The following is a 17,409-nucleotide window of genomic DNA, read 5'->3' on the forward strand; positions in this document are numbered from 1 at the left end:
TAATCACTTTTCCACCCCGCGCGCGGTTGCCCCCACTCCGCGCCTGCTCGCTAAATAGATCAGTTTTGACTCGAATTTCTATCAGCCGCCGGAGCCCGTCCGGCCTGGTGCGGCAGCCCATTTTGACGCATACATTAGACGTTTTTGGCGCCGTGGATATAATCATTATTCTGTTGCGGATATTGCGTTTATTTCATATGATTTGTTTAAAATGGATTTGAGGCTCCTGTCTCGACCAATATTTCACGCAAGCAATAGGAGAATTAACGTGTCCACCCATGATCTTGACGCATTGGAGAGCAGGGAAGACCTGGAGATGGCGAAGACAGCTCAACGCTGCATCGTCAAAGCATTGGACCATTCCAAGGCATTAAGCATTGCTTTACTTGAAGACGGTGTGGAGCGAATCGAAGGCGCGCCGACCTTAAAGCTTCCACCCCGAGTCCTACGCTTGTTTGCCGATATGCTTGGTAATCTGGCCCAAGGCAAAGCGGTCGCCGTCATGCCCAAGGATATGGATGTCACTACTCAGCAAGCAGCCCAAATGCTGAACGTTTCTCGCCCTTATCTCATCCGTCTATTGGAAGAGAAGAAAATCCAATTTCATATGGTTGGGTCGCATCGTCGAATTCATCTTTCTGATGTTCTTGAATATAAAGAAAAGCGCTCGCAAAAATCGAAGGCTGCGCTTGCTGCTTTAATTGAAGAAGGACAGGAGCTGGATGAGGACGATCAACTGTAATGGCTGGCGTTCCTAAATACGCAGTAGTGCTGGATGCGTGTGTGTTGTATCCCGCGAAGTTACGAAATCTGCTTCTGTCGTTAGCGGAGCGGGGAGCGTTCCATGCTCGATGGTCGCAAGAAATTCAAGACGAATGGATTCGTAACCTTTTGGCAAAAGGGAAAGAAGGCATTACCGAAGAAAAATTGGCTCGTACTGCCCAGCAGATGATTGATGCTATTGAAGATTCAGTAATTGAGGGTTACGAATATCTTATCGAAAGCTTGACGCTTCCTGATGCCAATGATCGCCACGTACTTGCTGCTGCCATTGTCGGACACGCTGATGCAATAGTGACGTTTAACCTAAAGGATTTTCCACAGCAGGAAATAATGGAGCGTCATAAGATCGAGATTATCCACCCCGACGACTTTCTGGTCTTTCAGTATGACCTTAATAATGTGGAGTTCCTTTCTGCCATCAAAGAGATGCGTGAAAAAATGAAGAACCCTCCACTGACGGCCGAAAAGCTGGCGAATTCATTTGCCGTTGCTGGCCTTCCTCAAACTGCTGCGCGTATGCAAGACGCTATTGACCTGATTTGAGCGCACCTAACATTCGCATATGAAAATGAATATTCCGTTTCGCAATCGTCGAGCGACCGAGGCCCAAGAGGGTTTGCGAGGTGCTAAATCAGGCGCTGGGCATGAAGACACCGGCTGAGGCGTTTGCCTTAGCTGCTTGAGGTGAGCAGGTTTCGCTGGGGCATTACACCGGCATGCTGGTGGCATGATAACGCCTCGAATTTGCCGCAAGGCAAGCATATCAATGACCTGCTGCCCGACATCCTTCTCCGATGGCGTTGGCGGCAGCGGGCCAGCGCAGGGGGCGGCGATGTCAGCGGTAACCATCCATCTTCGGGGCGAAGACCGGACTGCACAAATCCATGACTGGAAGATTTACTGGAGCGACAAGCATCAGGCCTGGTTCCTGACCTGCTACTTCCACAGCACCAAATCCTTCAGCCTGCCGCTGGCTGAATGCCGCATCTCTCCGACCCACGAGCTGGGCGGCGCGCTGCTTGACAAGGGCAAGGGTGGGGCGGCCAAGCGGGTGGAGCAGGCGACGCTCTATGGAAACAAGTATGTGATCGTCAGCTATGCCGGTAACCGCAAGGGCTATCTGCATCGCCTGGATGACGTCAGCGTGGTGGCCGAGACCAAGCTCAAGCAGACGCCGGTCTTCCGCTATTTCCTGGCCGTTGCGCAGGCCCGGGGCGGCCAGGGCGGCGAGACCTCGCCGGATCAGGACCGCATTGCCGATAATGTACTGCGCCAGCTCAACAAGCTGCCAGCCCATCCGGACAGCGCCCTGCAGGCCTATTGCAGTGGCGCGAACCGCAGCCGTGAACTCTGCCGTCCATTGATCTTCCCCTTCGGCGTCAATGCCAGTCAGATCGAGGCGGTAGAGCAAGCCTTCCGTGCGCAGATCAGCGTGATCGAAGGTCCTCCCGGTACCGGCAAGACCCAGACCATCCTCAATATCGTTGCCAATATCCTGTTGCGCGACGAAACGGTCGCCATCCTCTCCAACAACAATTCGGCCGTGGATAACGTGGTCGAGAAGCTGCAGAAATCTGACCTGGATTATCTGGTGGCCAAACTCGGCAGCAAGGCAAAGCGTTCCGCATTCTTTGAATCCCCGCCTGCGGTGCCGTCGGAACCCCCATTGCCCGCACCCGCGCTGGAAGAAATCGACGCCGCCGTCATTCGCCTCAAGCAGTACCTATACGCCCACAACCGCGCAGCCCAGCTCAGGGCCGAGATCCAGGAGTTACAGGTCGAGCAGCGCTATCTGCAGCAGTGGCATGATGAAAACGGCGTGCCAGCGGGGCCGGCACTGGAACGATACCGTTTGACGCCATCCCGCGCGGCCGATCTCATGGCTTATCTGTCGCATCTGGCACAGCGGCCGATCGGACTGCGCGAACGGTTCAGTCTGCTGTTGCGGTTCGGTATCGTCCGCGCCGCGCCCTTCGCTGCCGGCGCCCAGCGCGCACGCAGCTTCCATGCCCTGCAGGTCCACTTCTACCAGCGCCAGCTACAAGAGAAGGAGATCGAGCTGGCGGCCTGCCTGGCGACCTTGAAAGAGGGGAGCTTCGATGCATCTCTGGAGCGGGTGCGCGAGGATTCCATGCTCTGCCTGAAGCAACATCTGCACAGTAGCCAGCCCGCTTCAAAAGTCTTCGGGATCGATACCTATCAGGCCGACTTCGGCGACTTTCTGGCACGCTATCCGATCATCGCCAGCAGTACCCATTCCATCATCAATTCGCTGGCCGAAGGTGCCATGCTGGACTACGTCATCATCGACGAGGCCTCCCAGCAGGACATCCTGCCCGGCATCCTGGGCCTGGGCTGTGCACGCAACCTGATCGTCGTCGGTGACCGCCGCCAGTTGCCGCATATTCCGGTGGCGCTGGGCAAGCCGGCGCCGTCGCCCGCCTATGACTGCGAGCGCTTGAGCCTGCTCGATTCGGTGATGGCGGTGTTTGGCGATGCGCTGCCGCGTACCTTGCTGAAGGAACATTACCGCTGCCATCCGCGCATCATCCAGTTCTGCAACCAGCAGTTCTACGACAATGCCCTGATCCCGATGACGCCCGACGACGGCAGCGAGCCGCTGCGCCTGATCGTCACGGCCAAGGGCAATCACATGCGTACGACGACCAATCTTAGGGAAATCGAATCCCTGCTGGCAGTGCTGGATGAGGCCGGTGAGCGCAGCGGTGTGGATGCTCAGGGCCGTGGCTTCATCGCGCCTTTCCGGGCACAGGTGAAGCTGGCCGGCGCGCAACTGCCGGCGGATTTCGTCAGCGATACCGTGCATAAATTCCAGGGCAGGGAATGCGAGGAAATGGTCTTTTCTACCGTGCTGGACAAGAAGCGCAGCAGCCAGTCGATGTCCGGCTTCGTCGACGCGGCGCAGATGGTCAATGTCGCCGTGTCACGGGCCAAGCGGAGATTCACCCTGGTGACCGGCGATGAGGTCTTCGCCCAGCGCAATGGGCCGGTGGCCGCACTGATCCGCTATGTCGAATACTACGCAGACCAGGCGCAAGTGCGGCGCGCGCCGGTGGTGTCGGCCTTCGACCTGCTGTACCAGGAATACGACCGCTCACTGGCCAGGTTGGCCGCCAGCTTGCGCAGCAGCGATTCGCACTTCCGGTCGGAGCAGATCGTGACGCAGCTGTTGCGAGAACTGCTGGCAAGCACGCGCTTTGCGGGCTTGCGCTTCCATTGCCAGATCCGCTTGCAGCAGCTGGCATCTGCCCGCAATCCCGCCATGACACCGCGCGAGCTTGAATTCATGGCACAGCAGGCCAGTTGTGACTTCGTGATCTATTTCAAGGTCGGCAAGCAGCCGCTGGGGGTGATCGAAGTGGACGGCGGCTTGCACCAAGGCCAGCAACAGGGCGAACGCGATGCGCTCAAGAACAGTATCCTGCACAAGAGCGGTATCGATCTGTTGCGCCTGCAGACCATCGATAGTGATATCGAGGCCAGGCTGGGCAGGTTCCTCGCGCAATGGGTGGACGCCGACGGCGCCGCCGCCGAGGCGGTTACCCGCGAAACTACACCACCGCCGGCCGCGCCAGCGGCGCTTCATTGAGGGCATCGCGGATGACCTCCAGCGCATGCTGGATATCGTGGCGGTTGGCCACGCCGCCGATGCAGACCCGTACCGCCTGCTCCGGCGCGGCCCCTACGGCAAAGGCGTCGCTGGCCACTACGCCAATGCCGGAGGAGCGCATCTGGGCGGCGAAGCTGGCGGCCTGCCAGCCGCCGCGCAGCTTGATCCAGAGATGGAAGGCCTCGGCTTCGGAGGCGTAGCTGTGTGGCGGCAGGATGCGGGCGGCGATCTTCTGGCGGGCCATGGATTCCTTGCGGATGTTGGCCAGCGCCAGGTCGGCCACGCCATCGCGTATCCAGTGCGTGGCCAGGGTCGAGGTGATGGGCGAGGCCATCACCGTGGTGGCCCGTAGCGAGGCCGTGAGGCGCGCTGCCGAGTGGGTGTCCGGCGCCACCATGTAGGCGATGCGCAGGCCGGCGCCCACGCTCTTGGCCAGGCCGGTGACGTAGAAGGTCAGTTCGCTGCCCAGGCTGGCAATGGCCGGCGGGGTCGAGCGCGGCAGGAAGCCATAGGCGTCGTCCTCGATGATGGCGACTTCGTAGTGGCGGGCGATGTCCACCAGCGCCTGGCGCCGTGACAGCGAGGTGGTGCAGGTGGTGGGGTTCAACAGCGTCGGGTTGCAGTACAGGGCCTTGGGTGCGTATTGCGCGCAGGCGCCGGCAAAGGCGACGGCGTCGATGCCTTCGTTGTCCATCGGCAAGCCCACCAGCTTGATGCCCAGTTGCCCGGCCAGGGCGCGCAGGCCAGGGTAGGTCACGTCTTCACAGCACAGCACGCCACCGGGGCCGACCAGCATGGTCAGGATCGCCAGCAACGCGCACTGCGCGCCAGGGGTGACCAGCAGCCGTTCCGGTTCCACCACCAGCCCGCGCCGGCGCAGCCATAGGGCGCCGGCCTCACGGTCTTCGGGCGAGCCGCCGAAGTCCTGGTAGCGCATCAGGTCGCGCAGCCTGCCGTTGACCTTGCTCCATCCTGCCTGCATCAGTTCCACCAGTTCCGGCGACTCCGGCTCGGGCGGCATGTTCATGGACATGTCCACATTGGGCCGTCCCTCGGTTACGCGGGGGATGCGCGGGCGCCGCTTGCCGCAGACGAAGGTGCCGCGTCCCACCACCGAATCGACCAGTCCGCGTCGATGCGCTTCTGTATACGCCCGGGCCACGGTGGTGAAGTCCAGGTCCAGCGCTTCGGCCAGCTTGCGCTGCGGCGGCAGGCGCTGCTCGGCCTGCAGGTGGCCGGTGGCGACATCCTCGGCGATGGCATTGGCGATGGCCAGATAGAGCGGGCCGCTGCCCTTCTTCAGTTTGGGGACCCACATGGTGCTGTTCTTCGGCATGACGATTCCTTGGTCGGCGTTCCTGGGGGCTCCCGATTCCTACCGATCTCTCTTGAGCTTGCCCGGATTCAATATTGACTGCATCGGCATGCGTCATTGAATGCAATTTGTATTCCATCCAATGCAGCCCCCAGGCGGCTCTCGCTGCACCGCCTTGTGTCATCGAAGACGGCGTGCCTGCACCAAGGTAAAACACGCCGCTACTCCAGAGTGCATGCGGGTTTGCGCGATTGTATGGAGCGATTGAATGGATTGCTGCGCGGGTGCTGAAAAGCCCGTCGGGAAGGTCTCCCCGGGAAGCCGCGAGTGTGCTGGAAGGCGGATCGGCGGTCAGCGATTGACGGGATTTTCATGCAGTCAATTCACGCATTGACGGGGCATTGTTGGCACGCGTGATGCATTCAATGCCAGCGTCGCGGCAACGTCGCCGGACCACTTCCACAAGTGACCACCCACAGCAATCAAGAGGAGTCTCACCATGCCCGCAGTCACCAAAGCAGCCCACGCCCCCGGCGATTTCCTGGTGGATTATGAAGAGAAGGTATTCGAAGACGTCAAAGCCCAGCCGGGTGAAAAAGCGCTGGTGACCTTCCATACCGTGGCCTTCGAAGGTTCGATCGGTTTCGTCAACCTGTTGCAGGCCACGCGTCTGAAGCGCAAGGGCTTCGAGACCTCCATCCTGCTGTATGGCCCGGGCGTGACGCTGGGCGTGCAGCGTGGCTTCCCCACCCTGGGCGATGAAGCCTTCCCCGGCCACCAGAACTTCAACAAGCAGATCGTCAAGTTCATGGAAGAGGGCGGCAAGGTCTATGCCTGCCGCTTCGCCCTGCAAGCCCTGTACGGCCACGGCGAGCCCTCGCTGATCCCGGGCATCCGTCCGATCAACCCGCTGGATGTGCTGGACCTGGTGTTGCTGCATCGTCGCGACAACGCCTTCATCCTCGACACCTGGACCCTGTAAGCGGAAGGGCGGCTCATGAGCATCAACAAGAGAACGGTACGGGCGGCGGCGGTGCAGATCGCGCCCGACCTCGATAGTGCCGACGGCACCGTGGCCAAGGTCTGCCAGGCCATCGCCGACGCCGCTGCGCAAGGCGCGCAGCTGGTGGTGTTTCCGGAAACCTTCGTTCCCTACTATCCGTACTTTTCGTTCGTGCGGCCGCCCTTTGCGTCCGGGCCCGAGCACCTGCTGCTCTACGAGCGTGCCGTCGAGGTGCCGGGTCCGGTCACCCAGGCCGTGTCGGCTGCGGCACGCCAGCATGGCACGGTGGTCGTGCTGGGTGTCAATGAACGCGACCACGGCACGCTCTACAACACGCAACTGGTATTCGATGCCGATGGCGAGCTGGTGTTGAAGCGCCGCAAGATCACGCCGACCTATCACGAGCGCATGATCTGGGGCCAGGGCGACGCCAGCGGTCTGAAGGTGGTGCCCACTGCCGTGGGGCGCCTGGGCGCGCTGGCCTGCTGGGAACACTACAACCCGCTGGCACGCTACAGCCTGATGGCGCAGCACGAGGAAATCCACTGCGCGCAATTCCCCGGCTCCATGGTCGGCCAGATCTTTGCTGACCAGATGGAGGTCACCATCCGCCATCACGCCCTGGAAGCGGGCTGCTTCGTCATCAATGCCACCGGCTGGCTGACCGATGATCAGATCGCCGCCATCGAACCCGATCCCAAGGCGCAGAAGGCGCTGCGCGGCGGTTGCTGTACCGCCATCGTCTCGCCGGAGGGCAAGCTGCTGGCCGAGCCCCTGCGCAGCGGCGAAGGCATCCTGGTGGCCGATCTCGATATGGAACTGGTCACCAAGCGCAAGCGCATGATGGATTCGGTGGGCCACTATGCGCGTCCGGAACTGTTGCACCTGGTGATCGATGATCGCCGTACGTCCCCCATGTCTTCCCTGTTCCCGGCGGAACAGTCTTCTCCTGTCATCCCATCTTCCGCGAGGCCACATCATGCAGACAGCCGTCATCCAGTTGCATCCCCAGCGTTCGAGCCGCAAGGCGCCCATGGAGCTGATCTCGGAACTGCAATCCTTAGGGCTGCGTCTTGACGATCCCACTGCCGGCGCGCAGAGCCGGCGCGGCGGGGCAGGGCCGTCCGACCACAAGGCGGTGACGGTCGACGGCCATACCGTGATGATCCCGGTGCATACGGCCGGCTCCTGGTCCTCGCCCTATGTGGCCACGCAACCGGGCGCGGATGGCGCCTCGCGCATCCTGCGCGACGGCGTCGAGGTGGGGGTGGTGTCCTTCCCGCGCCAGCCGCGCTTCTACAAGATGCAGACCTTCGATGGCATCCCCTACGGCAAGATCGCCACGCTGCACGGCGCCGACGTGCTGGCCACCACCATCCTGCAGAGCTGCATCCGCTACGAAAGCCGGCGCAAGTCCTGCCAGTTCTGCGCCATCGGCCAGTCGCTGGCGGCCGGCCGCACCATCCTGCGCAAGACCCCTGAGCAACTGGGCGAGGTGGCGCGGGCCGCGGTGCTGCTGGATGGCGTCAAGCACATGGTGATGACCACCGGTACGCCCAACGCCACCGACCGTGGCGCGCAGATTCTGTGCGAGAGTGCCTTCGGCGTGAAGTCGGCGGTGAACCTGCCGATCCAGGGCCAGTGCGAGCCGCCCGATGATGACGCCTGGTTCCGCCGCATGCACGACGCCGGCATCGATACCCTTGGCATGCATCTGGAAGCGGTCACCCCCGAGGTGCGCAAGCGCATCATGCCGGGCAAGGCCAGCGTGCCGGTGGAGCGCTACATGGATGCCTTCGCGGCTGCGGTCGATGTCTTCGGGCGCGGCCAGGTCAGCACCTACATCCTGGCCGGGCTGGGCGACAGCGACGAGGCCATCCTGGGCATGAGCGAGCGCCTGATCGCGCTGGGTGTCTATCCCTTCGTGGTGCCCTTCGTGCCGATTTCCGGCACGCCACTGGAAGACCATCCCTCGCCCGACGCCGCTGCCATGCGGCGCCTGTTGAGCCCGCTGGCCGGCATGCTGGAAGCGGCCGGCATGCGCTCCGGCGACGCCAAGGCCGGTTGCGGCAAGTGCGGCGCCTGCTCCTCCCTGTCTTCGTTCGAAAGGAAATGATCATGAGCGATGTGGTCGAGAAAGCTGTTGCCCCCGCCCCTGTGTCGGCATCGTCGGCCCCGGTAGTGCGCATCAAGCTGGCGCTGGACAAATGGGAGCGCGAGCAGGCGCGCCAGCTGCGCCGCGAAGTGTTCTGCGCCGAGCAGGGCGTGTTCCAGGACGACGATACCGACGCCATCGACGCCATCGCCATGCCCATCGTGGCCGTGATGGAGGCGCCCGATGGCAGTCGCAGCGTGGTCGGTACCGTGCGCATCCATGAATCCGCACCGGGCGTGTGGCACGGCTCGCGCCTGGCGGTGGCGCAGCATGCGCGGCGCATCGGCTCGGTCGGCAGCGGCCTGATCCGGCTGGCCGTCTGCACCGCCCATGCCCATGGCTGCCATACCTTCCTGGCCCAGGTGCAGAGCCAGAACGCGCCGCTGTTCCGACGCCTGCACTGGCAGACTCTGGCCGAGATCGAGGTACACGGCCGGCCGCATCACCAGATGCAGGCCGACCTGGCCTTCTATCCGCCCATCAGCGACGGCGAGCGGGGTTTCCTGGCCGGCCAGCGCGAGGAGCGCGCAGCATGAATGCGCGAGACAGCGCGCCCACGCTGGCGCAGATCGTGACGACCCTGCGCGCCGCCCGTGGCATCGCGCACAAGCGCGATATCGATGCGGTGGTCCAGGTGCTGGACCCGGCGCCAGCGGTGCGGCATCAGGGCCACACCCTGGCCGTGGGCGACGACTGTGCCGCCATTCCCGATGGCGATGGCTATCTGCTGTTTGCCATCGAAGGTTTCATCAATGAATTCGTCGAACAGCAACCGTGGTTTGCCGGCTATTGCGGCGTGATGGTCAACGTCAGCGACATCTATGCCATGGGCGGACGCCCGGTGGCGGTGGTCGATGCCCTGTGGAGCCGCGACGGCGATGCCGCGCGGCCGGTGCTGGAAGGGCTGGCCGCGGGTGCGCGCGTGTATGGCGTGCCACTGGTAGGCGGGCATAGCAACCGGCGCAATGACCGCGAGCAGTTGTCGGTATCCATCATCGGTCGCGCCCGGCGCCTGCTGACCAGCTTTGATGCCCGCAGTGGTGACCATCTGGTGGCCGTGATCGATCTGCGCGGCCGCTTCCAGGAACCGCATGCCTACTGGAACGCCAGCTCCGGCGCGCCCGCCGAACGCCTGCGCGCCGATCTGGAATTGCTGCCGGCCATCGCCGAGGACGGGCTGGCCAGTGCCGCCAAGGACATCAGCATGGCCGGCGTGATCGGTACCGCGCTGATGCTGTTGGAGTGCTCCGGCAAGGGCGCGCTGATCGACCTGGAGGCCATTCCCTGCCCACCGGGTGTGGATTTCCAGCGCTGGCTGACGGCCTTCCCCAGTTATGGTTTCTTGCTCAGTGTGCCGGCGCCGGACCTGGAACAGGTACTGGGCCGCTTCGCCGCCCGTGGCCTGTCGGCCGCGTCCATCGGACGCATCGATGACAGCCGCACACTGCGTCTGTCCATGCAGGGCCAGACCGAGACCTTCTGGGACCTGGCCGAAGAAGCCCTGATCGGCTGCGGCCCGGTGCGTGCCGGGCAGGGTGGTGTGTGATGACGCGACCAGTCTCGGCCCAGATGCGGCCCCTGCGAGTTGCCATGCTGACCCACTCGGTCAACCCCCGGGGCGGTGTGGTGCATGCCCTGCAACTGGCCGAGAGCCTGCAGGCCCTGGGACAGGAGACCACGCTGTTCGCGCCCGATGCCCGTGGACGCGGGCTATTCCGCGAAGCCGCCTGTGGTTTTCATCCGGTGCCGGGGGCGGTGCACTGCGCCGACGTGGTGGACATGGTGCGCCAGCGTATCGACGACTATCTGCGCTGCTTCGAACAGCCCGGCATGGACCGCTTCGATCTCTACCACGCCCAGGATTCGATCAGCGCCAACGCCCTGGCCACGCTGGTCGCCCGTGGCGTGATCCCGGGCTATGTGCGCACCGTGCATCACCTGGACCAGTTCGACGACCTGCGGCTGCACGCCTGGCAGGAACGCGGCTATCGCGCCGCTGACCGTCTGCTGTGCGTGAGCCGCACCTGGCAGGACATCCTGGCCCGCGAGCACGGGGTGCGGGCCGAGCTGGTCTCCAATGGCGTCGACCTGCAGCGCTACACCGCCACACCTGCGGTGCAGGCAGCCCAGCGCGACCCGCTGCTGCGCCAGGAACTGGGGCTGGATGGCGCACCGGTGCTCCTGGCGGTGGGCGGGGTGGAACCGCGCAAGAACACCTTGGGCATCCTGCGTGCCTTCCTGCGGCTGCGGCGCGTCTATCCGCAGGCGCAACTGGTGATTGCCGGTGGCGCCAGCGTGCTGGACCACGCCGACTACCAGCGCAGTTTCCAGGATGAACTGCAGGCTGCCGATCTGCCGCCGGGTGCGCTGCGCATCCTCGGCCAGGTGCCGGACGCCGACATGCCGGCCCTGTTTCGCTGTGCCGATGCGCTGGTGTTTCCCTCGCTCAAGGAAGGCTTTGGCCTGGTGGTGCTGGAAGCCATGGCCAGCGGCGTGCCGGCAGTGGTCTCGCGCATCGCCCCTTTTACCGAATATCTGGACGGCGGTTGCTGCGCCTGGGTCGATCCCCATGACCCGGCCTCGATTGCCGCCGGCATTGCGCATGCGCTTGACCCGGCCGGCCGCGCCGCGATGGTGGCCGCCGGCCAGGCGATCTGTGCGCGATTTTCCTGGTCGCGCTCGGCGCGACGCCATCTTGAGCTTTATCACGATTACCTGGGCCAGCGCGCCCCATCTGCAACACGCCAAGAGGAACACCATGCCTGAAATGCACTTTCGCGTCCGCTGGCCGGACGATACCGTCAGCGACTGCTATTCGCCCTCGCTGGTGGTCAAGGAACACCTGCAAGCCGGTAGCCGTTATCGGCTGGCCGATTTCGTCGAACGCAGTGTCACCGCGCTCAACATCGGCAGCGAGCGGGTGCGCGAGAAATACGGCTTCGCCTGCTCATCGGCCATGGACCAGCTGCGCCGCATCGAAGAGACCGCCGCCCGTTTCGAGGGCCAGGCCGACGCCGAGGTGGTGGTCGAAGCCTTCCTGCCCTGATCTGCTCATCCAACCCGACAACATCCCACGAGGAACATCATGTCCATTGCAAGCCAAGGCGCAGTGCGCCATCACAGTGTCATCATCATCGGCGGCGGCCAGGCCGGGCTGTCCATCAGCTGGTACCTCAAGCAGGCCGGAGTCGATCATCTGGTGCTGGAAAAGCACCAGGTCGGCCACGCCTGGCGCAACGAGCGCTGGGATACCTTCTGCCTGGTCACGCCCAACTGGCAATGCAACCTGCCGGGCTATCCGTATCGCGGCAACGATCCTTTCGGCTTCATGAAGAAGGATGAGATCGTCGAGTACCTGGACGGCTTCGTCGCCAGTTTCCAGCCGCCGGTGCGCGAGGGCGTGAGCGTGAACAAGCTGTGGCGCGAGGACGGGCTGTGGCGCATCACCGCCAGCGATGGCGCCTATTCGGCCGACCAGGTGGTGGTGGCAGTGGGTGGCTATCACATCCCGGTGGTGCCGCGTGCGGCCGAGCGCCTGCCGGCCGATATCGTGCAGATCCACTCCAGCCAGTATCTCAATCCGCAATCGCTGCCGGAGGGCGAGGTGCTGGTGGTGGGCACCGGCCAGTCCGGTTGCCAGATCGCCGAAGACCTGCACCTGGCCGGCCGTCGCGTGCACCTGGGCGTGGGCGACGCGCCCCGCGTGGCGCGCACCTACCGGGGCAAGGATGTGGTCGAGTGGCTGGACAAGATGAAGTATTACGACCTGCCGGTGGACAAGCATCCGCTGGGCACGGGCGTACGCGAAAAAACCAACCATTACGTCACCGGCCGTGATGGCGGGCGCGATATCGACCTACGCAAGTTCGCCCTGGAAGGCATGCAGCTCTATGGCAAGTTCGAGAGCCTGGAGGGCGAGGTGGCGCACTTCGGCGGCGGCGTGAAGGGGTATCTGGACGAGGCCGACGCTGTCTCCGAGAGCATCAAGGACAGCATCGACCGCTTCATCGACGCCAACGGCATCGAGGCTCCCACCGAAGCCCGCTATGTGCCGGTCTGGCAGCCGCCTTCGGATACGGCGCGGGCGCTGGACCTGCGCGCCTCGGCCATTTCGGCGGTGGTCTGGTGCATCGGCTTCCGTACCGATTTCAGCTGGATCAACGAACCCATCTTCGACGGCCGTGGCTATCCCGGTCACGAGCGTGGTGTGACGGCGGCTCCCGGCCTCTACTTCCTGGGCCTGCCGTGGCAATACACCTGGGGCTCGGGCCGCTTCTCCGGCATCGACCGCGATGCGCGCTACCTGTTCGACCACATCAGCGCCTTGCGTGCCGGGGCGACGTCGTCCACTGAATCGACACCATCGGCCCTGTCACAGGCCGCCTGAGCCCAAGGGAGTTTCCCATGTCGCAGCAAGCCGTACTTTCGCCCGTGGACGCTGCCAGTTCCGCCTATGGCCGCCTGATGCAGCGCTCGCAGCAGGACCCCGAGGGTTTCTGGCGCGAGCAGGCCGGCCGCATCAGCTGGCAGCGCGATTTCGATCAGGTCCTCGACGACAGCCGGGCGCCGTTTGCGCGCTGGTTCGTCGGCGGGCTGACCAATCTCTGCCATAACGCCGTGGACCGCCATCTGGAAGCGCGGGCAGAGCAGGCGGCCCTGATCTGTATTTCTAACGAGATGCAGGGCGAGCCGAAGGCGCAGCAGGGCGGCTGCTATGAACGCGTATTGAGCTATCGTCAGTTGCATCGCGAGGTCAATGCGATGGCCGCCATCCTGCTGGAACGCGGGGTGCGGCGCGGTGACCGGGTGCTGGTGTATCTGCCCATGGTGGCCGAGGCCGCCATCGCCATGCTGGCCTGCGCCCGCATTGGCGCGGTGCACGCGGTGGTGTTTGGCGGCTTCGCACCGGCCAGCCTGGCGAGCCGCATCGTCGATGCGCGCCCGGCGCTGGTGGTGTGTGCCGATGCCGGTTTCCAGAATGGCGTGGCGGTGGGCTACAAGGCCTGGGTCGATCAGGCCCTGGAGATCGCCGGTCATGCCTGCCCGGTGCTGGTGGTGGATCGCGGCGTGTTGCCCTGGACGCGGGTGATCGGGCGCGACCATGACTACGCGGCGCAGCGCGAGCGCCATCTGCAGGCCGACGTGCCCTGTGTCTGGCTGGAATCGAACGAACCCAGCTATCTGCTCTACACCTCCGGCACCACCGGCCAGCCCAAGGGCGTGCAGCGCGATACCGGTGGCCACGCGGTGGCGCTGGCGACGTCGATGGACCTGTTGTTCCAGGCCCGGCCCGGGCAGACCCTGTTCACCACCTCCGACCTGGGATGGGTGGTCGGTCACAGCTATGGGTTGTATGGTCCTTTGCTGCTGGGCATGCGCAGCGTGCTCTACGAAGGCTCGCCGCTGCGGCCCGATGCCAGTGCCTGGTGGCGGCTGGTGGAGCGGCATGGCGTGGATCTGATGCTGTCCTCGGCCACGGCGATGCGGCTGCTCAAGCGGGGTGGGCGCCGCGCCTTTCGTAGCGCGGACCTGTCGTCCTTGCGCTGCCTGTTCCTGGCCGGCGAACCGCTGGACGAACCGACCGCCGACTGGCTGGAAGAGGCGCTGGGCAAGCCTGTCATCGATCACTACTGGCAGACCGAGACCGGCTCGCCCATGATCGGTCTGCCGCTGACCGATCTCGATGGTCACACCCCGTTACGACGCCAGCGGGGTTCACCGGGACTGCCGGCGGCCGGCTACCGGCTGGCCGTGCTGGAGGGGCAGGGAGGGCAGGGCAGCCAGCCCTGCGTCCCCGGTGACAAGGGTTTGCTGGTCGCCAGCGGCGTCTTGCCGCCCGGTTGCCTGACTACGCTGTGGCAGCGTGATGAACAATTCCTGAGTACCTACTGGCGGCGCGAGCAGGGCCAGTGGCGCTATGCCACCTTCGACGTGGCGGTGGCCGGGCCGGATGGTCATCTGCGCGTACTGGGCCGGGCCGACGACGTCATCAACGTGGCCGGCAAACGCCTGGGCACGCGCGAGGTGGAGGAAATCCTGCTGGCCGACGATGCCGTGGCCGAGGTGGCCGTGATCGGCATGCCGCATCGTCTGCGCGGGCAGGTGCCGATGGCGGTGGTGGTGCCGCGTGCCGGTATCCAATACCTGCCCAGCCTGCTGGAACACCGGCTGGGGGAAGCCGTGGTGTCGGCCATCGGTGCCTGGGCGCGGCCGCGTCGCATCGTGCTGGTGGAGAGCTTGCCGCGCACGCGCTCGGGCAAGGTCCTGCGCCGTCTGATGCGCGAGATGGTCAATGGCGAACTGCCGGACGCCGCCTGCCCGCCGGAACTGGCGGCCTTGCACACGCTGCTGGCCGGCGCGCCGCAGAAGTTGCCCGAAGCCGGCCTGCACCTCTCCGCAGGCGCGGAGGTGATGCCGCTACCTGCCTGAGCGCTTGCGCGAACGCAGGCGGGCGGCTATCGTGCTGGCTTGCACAACAGGGAAACGGGAAGGAATCAGCATGCATCACATCGGCTACTTGCTCACCGACGGTTTCCAGGTCATGGGGCTGGCGACGCAGACCGTCTTCGAGTACGCCAACAAGGTGGCCGGCGAGGACTTCTATGCCCTGCGCAACTTCTCGGTAGCTGGTGGCGATGTGCGCTCCTCGCTGGGCATGACCATCGCCACGCTCCCGGTGGAGCAGGCCGATCACATCGACAGCTGGATGGTCTGCGGCGTGGGCAATCCCCTGGAGTCTCCCTCCAGCCAGGAGGAGCGCAGTTTCCTGCAGACCACCGGCCAGCGTGCCCGACGCATTGCGGCCATCTGCACCGGTGGTTTCGTGCTGGCCGAATCGGGGCTCTTGTCCAAGCGCCGTGCCACCACGCACTGGTTTTTCGCTCGCGACATGCAGGCGCGCTTCCCGGACATCCAGGTCGAGGACGACCGCATCTACATCGTCGACGGCGCCATCTGGACCTCGGCCGGCATGACCGCCGGGCTGGACATGGCGCTGGCCATGGTCGGCAAGGACCTGGGCGAGGACGTGGCACGCGGTGTGGCGCACAACCTGGTGATGCATCAGCATCGCACCGGTGGTCAGACCCAGCATTCTGAAATGCTCTCCCTGGCCCCCAAGACCGATCGCATCCAGAATGCCCTCAACTACGCCCGCAAGAACCTGATGCGACCGCTCACGGTGGAAGAACTGGCCGAGGAGGCCAATCTCAGCCCGCGCCAGTTCAGTCGCGTCTTCACCGCCGAGACCGGCTTGTCGCCCTCCAAGGCGATCGAAGGCCTGCGTCTGGAAGCGGCGCGCCTGATGATCGAGCAGAGCCGCCATCCGCTGGAAGTGATCGCCCGCGAAACGGGTTTCCGCGACCGTCGCCACATGCGCGAGGTCTTCATGCGTGGTTATGGCGTGCCGCCGCAATCGATGCGGCGGGAAGTGAGGGCCTGAAGGGGGCCTGATCCAGGCCCCAGGCACCCGTACCGGCCTACTCAGGCCTGCTTGCGGGTGCGGATGTCGCGCAGGATCTTTTGCGGAGATTCTCCCAGCACGCGGGCAAAGGCACGCCGCATCCGCTCGTCATCGCCAAAGCCGGTCTGCACTGCAATGCGGGACGGGGTGGAGTGACCGCTTTCCATCAGTGACTGCGCAGCCTGCACGCGCAGTTTTTCGATGGCCTTGGCGGGGGACAGGCCAGTCTCGGCCTGGAAAGTTCGGCTGAAGTGGCGCGCACTCCAGTTGACCTGGTCTGCCAACTGCTGGATGGTCAGTGGTTCGCGCAGGTTTTCCCGGATGAAACCGAGCACGCGCTGGATGCGTTCCTGCTTGGGATCGATCTCGGCCAGTACCGAGAACTGGCTGGTGCCTCCCGGACGACGATGACTGAGCACCATGGTCTTGCAGATGGCCCGCGTGACCTCGTGGCCGAGATCGGACTCCACCAGACCCAGCACCATATCGATGCCGGCCGTCATGCCGGCCGAACTCCAGAACTTGCCGTCGCGCACGTAGATCTGGTCCGGCTGTACCCGCAGCTGCGGGAACCGCGTCGCCAGCGCGTCAGCGAAACTCCAATGAGTGGTCACGGCGCGGCCGTCGAGCAGGCCGGCTTCGGCCAGCAGGAAGGCGGCGGTACAGATACCGGCGATGCGACGACTATCCCGCTCGGCCTGGCGCAGGCGATCCAGCAGGCCCGGGCAGGGCGTGGGTACGGCCGGTGTGCTGGCCACCAGCAGGGTGTCGTAGGGGGTGTCGTCAATGGCTTGGGTGCCGATGGGGACCCCGGAGCGGGTCTCGATGTTGCCGCCCCGCATGGAGACGATGTCCACGGCATAGCTGCCCGGCGCAAAGTGGTTGGCGATTCCCAGGATGGTGAGAACGGAGAGATCCAGGATATGGAATCCGGGATAGACAAGCAATGCGACACGGGCAACCACGGGACCTCACGAACGTAGAAAACAGGTCCCGCCAGCATACAAGCGCACTCTCTTGGCAACAAGACCTCATCCATGCAGCGGCCGCCCCCGGTGGT

At 64.3% G+C, this 17,409-nt stretch carries 15 protein-coding genes; 13 read left to right on the plus strand and 2 right to left on the minus strand.

What is annotated here, in order from left to right; genetic code table 11:
- The first annotated feature begins 268 nt into the window (after nucleotides 1-268).
- The 3 genes from HBH1_RS06220 (at nucleotide 269) to HBH1_RS06230 (ending at nucleotide 4,393) form a co-directional block, all read left to right on the plus strand.
- Nucleotides 269-742: a helix-turn-helix domain-containing protein gene (locus tag HBH1_RS06220; protein WP_158243278.1), complete on the plus strand. Its 474-nt coding sequence runs from the start codon at nucleotides 269-271 to the stop codon at nucleotides 740-742.
- Nucleotides 742-1,326, plus strand: a complete 585-nt coding sequence (locus HBH1_RS06225; protein ID WP_102662009.1) for a PIN domain-containing protein — start codon at nucleotides 742-744, stop codon at nucleotides 1,324-1,326. The genes HBH1_RS06220 and HBH1_RS06225 overlap by 1 nt, the downstream gene beginning before the upstream one ends.
- A 289-nt stretch (nucleotides 1,327-1,615) precedes the next feature.
- Nucleotides 1,616-4,393, plus strand: coding sequence for an AAA domain-containing protein (locus HBH1_RS06230; RefSeq protein ID WP_102662010.1), 2,778 nt, complete (start codon nucleotides 1,616-1,618; stop codon nucleotides 4,391-4,393).
- Here the strand turns inward: HBH1_RS06230 and HBH1_RS06235 are convergent.
- The gene (locus HBH1_RS06235; RefSeq protein ID WP_102662011.1) at nucleotides 4,356-5,750 is read right to left on the minus strand and encodes an aminotransferase-like domain-containing protein; all 1,395 of its coding nucleotides are present in this window, start codon (nucleotides 5,748-5,750) and stop codon (nucleotides 4,356-4,358) included. The two genes, HBH1_RS06230 and HBH1_RS06235, sit on opposite strands and share 38 nt — an antisense overlap.
- A 478-nt stretch (nucleotides 5,751-6,228) precedes the next feature.
- Between HBH1_RS06235 and HBH1_RS06240 the strand changes: the two genes are divergently transcribed.
- The 10 genes from HBH1_RS06240 to HBH1_RS06285 all read left to right on the plus strand — a co-directional run bounded on the left by HBH1_RS06240 (nucleotide 6,229) and on the right by HBH1_RS06285 (nucleotide 16,328).
- Complete coding sequence (locus tag HBH1_RS06240) at nucleotides 6,229-6,711, plus strand: MSMEG_0572/Sll0783 family nitrogen starvation response protein (protein ID WP_006463016.1); 483 nt, start codon at nucleotides 6,229-6,231, stop codon at nucleotides 6,709-6,711.
- Nucleotides 6,712-6,726: 15 nt separating this feature from the next.
- Entirely contained in the window at nucleotides 6,727-7,809 is a 1,083-nt protein-coding gene (locus tag HBH1_RS06245) for a Nit6803 family nitrilase (protein WP_102662012.1), read from the plus strand.
- Nucleotides 7,766-8,848 carry an MSMEG_0568 family radical SAM protein gene (locus HBH1_RS06250; RefSeq protein WP_077235233.1) on the plus strand — a complete coding sequence of 361 codons (1,083 nt, stop codon included), beginning with the start codon at nucleotides 7,766-7,768 and terminating at the stop codon, nucleotides 8,846-8,848. Before HBH1_RS06245 ends, HBH1_RS06250 begins: the two co-directional genes overlap by 44 nt.
- Before the next feature lie 2 nt (nucleotides 8,849-8,850).
- The gene (locus HBH1_RS06255; protein WP_199181531.1) at nucleotides 8,851-9,423 is read left to right on the plus strand and encodes an MSMEG_0567/Sll0786 family nitrogen starvation N-acetyltransferase; all 573 of its coding nucleotides are present in this window, start codon (nucleotides 8,851-8,853) and stop codon (nucleotides 9,421-9,423) included.
- Complete coding sequence (locus HBH1_RS06260) at nucleotides 9,420-10,433, plus strand: sll0787 family AIR synthase-like protein (protein ID WP_102662013.1); 1,014 nt, start codon at nucleotides 9,420-9,422, stop codon at nucleotides 10,431-10,433. Before HBH1_RS06255 ends, HBH1_RS06260 begins: the two co-directional genes overlap by 4 nt.
- Nucleotides 10,434-10,477: 44 nt before the next feature.
- On the plus strand, nucleotides 10,478-11,653 hold the full coding sequence (locus HBH1_RS06265) for an MSMEG_0565 family glycosyltransferase (RefSeq protein WP_233207539.1): 1,176 nt from the start codon (nucleotides 10,478-10,480) through the stop codon (nucleotides 11,651-11,653).
- Nucleotides 11,646-11,933, plus strand: coding sequence for an MSMEG_0570 family nitrogen starvation response protein (locus HBH1_RS06270; RefSeq protein ID WP_102662014.1), 288 nt, complete (start codon nucleotides 11,646-11,648; stop codon nucleotides 11,931-11,933). The genes HBH1_RS06265 and HBH1_RS06270 overlap by 8 nt, the downstream gene beginning before the upstream one ends.
- Nucleotides 11,934-11,972: 39 nt before the next feature.
- Complete coding sequence (locus HBH1_RS06275; protein WP_102662015.1) at nucleotides 11,973-13,274, plus strand: MSMEG_0569 family flavin-dependent oxidoreductase; 1,302 nt, start codon at nucleotides 11,973-11,975, stop codon at nucleotides 13,272-13,274.
- Nucleotides 13,275-13,291: 17 nt separating this feature from the next.
- Entirely contained in the window at nucleotides 13,292-15,316 is a 2,025-nt protein-coding gene (locus HBH1_RS06280; protein WP_102662016.1) for an AMP-binding protein, read from the plus strand.
- 70 nt (nucleotides 15,317-15,386) lie between these two features.
- On the plus strand, nucleotides 15,387-16,328 hold the full coding sequence (locus HBH1_RS06285; RefSeq protein ID WP_102662017.1) for a GlxA family transcriptional regulator: 942 nt from the start codon (nucleotides 15,387-15,389) through the stop codon (nucleotides 16,326-16,328).
- Nucleotides 16,329-16,369: 41 nt separating this feature from the next.
- Here the strand turns inward: HBH1_RS06285 and HBH1_RS06290 are convergent, their stop codons facing one another.
- Nucleotides 16,370-17,314 (minus strand): GlxA family transcriptional regulator, encoded by a 945-nt coding sequence (locus tag HBH1_RS06290; RefSeq protein ID WP_233207540.1) that lies wholly within the window; start codon nucleotides 17,312-17,314, stop codon nucleotides 16,370-16,372.
- Nucleotides 17,315-17,409 lie beyond the last annotated feature (95 nt).

Origin of the sequence: Herbaspirillum sp. BH-1 (assembly GCF_002870055.1) — a bacterium.
GTDB lineage: Bacteria > Pseudomonadota > Gammaproteobacteria > Burkholderiales > Burkholderiaceae_D > Herbaspirillum > Herbaspirillum frisingense.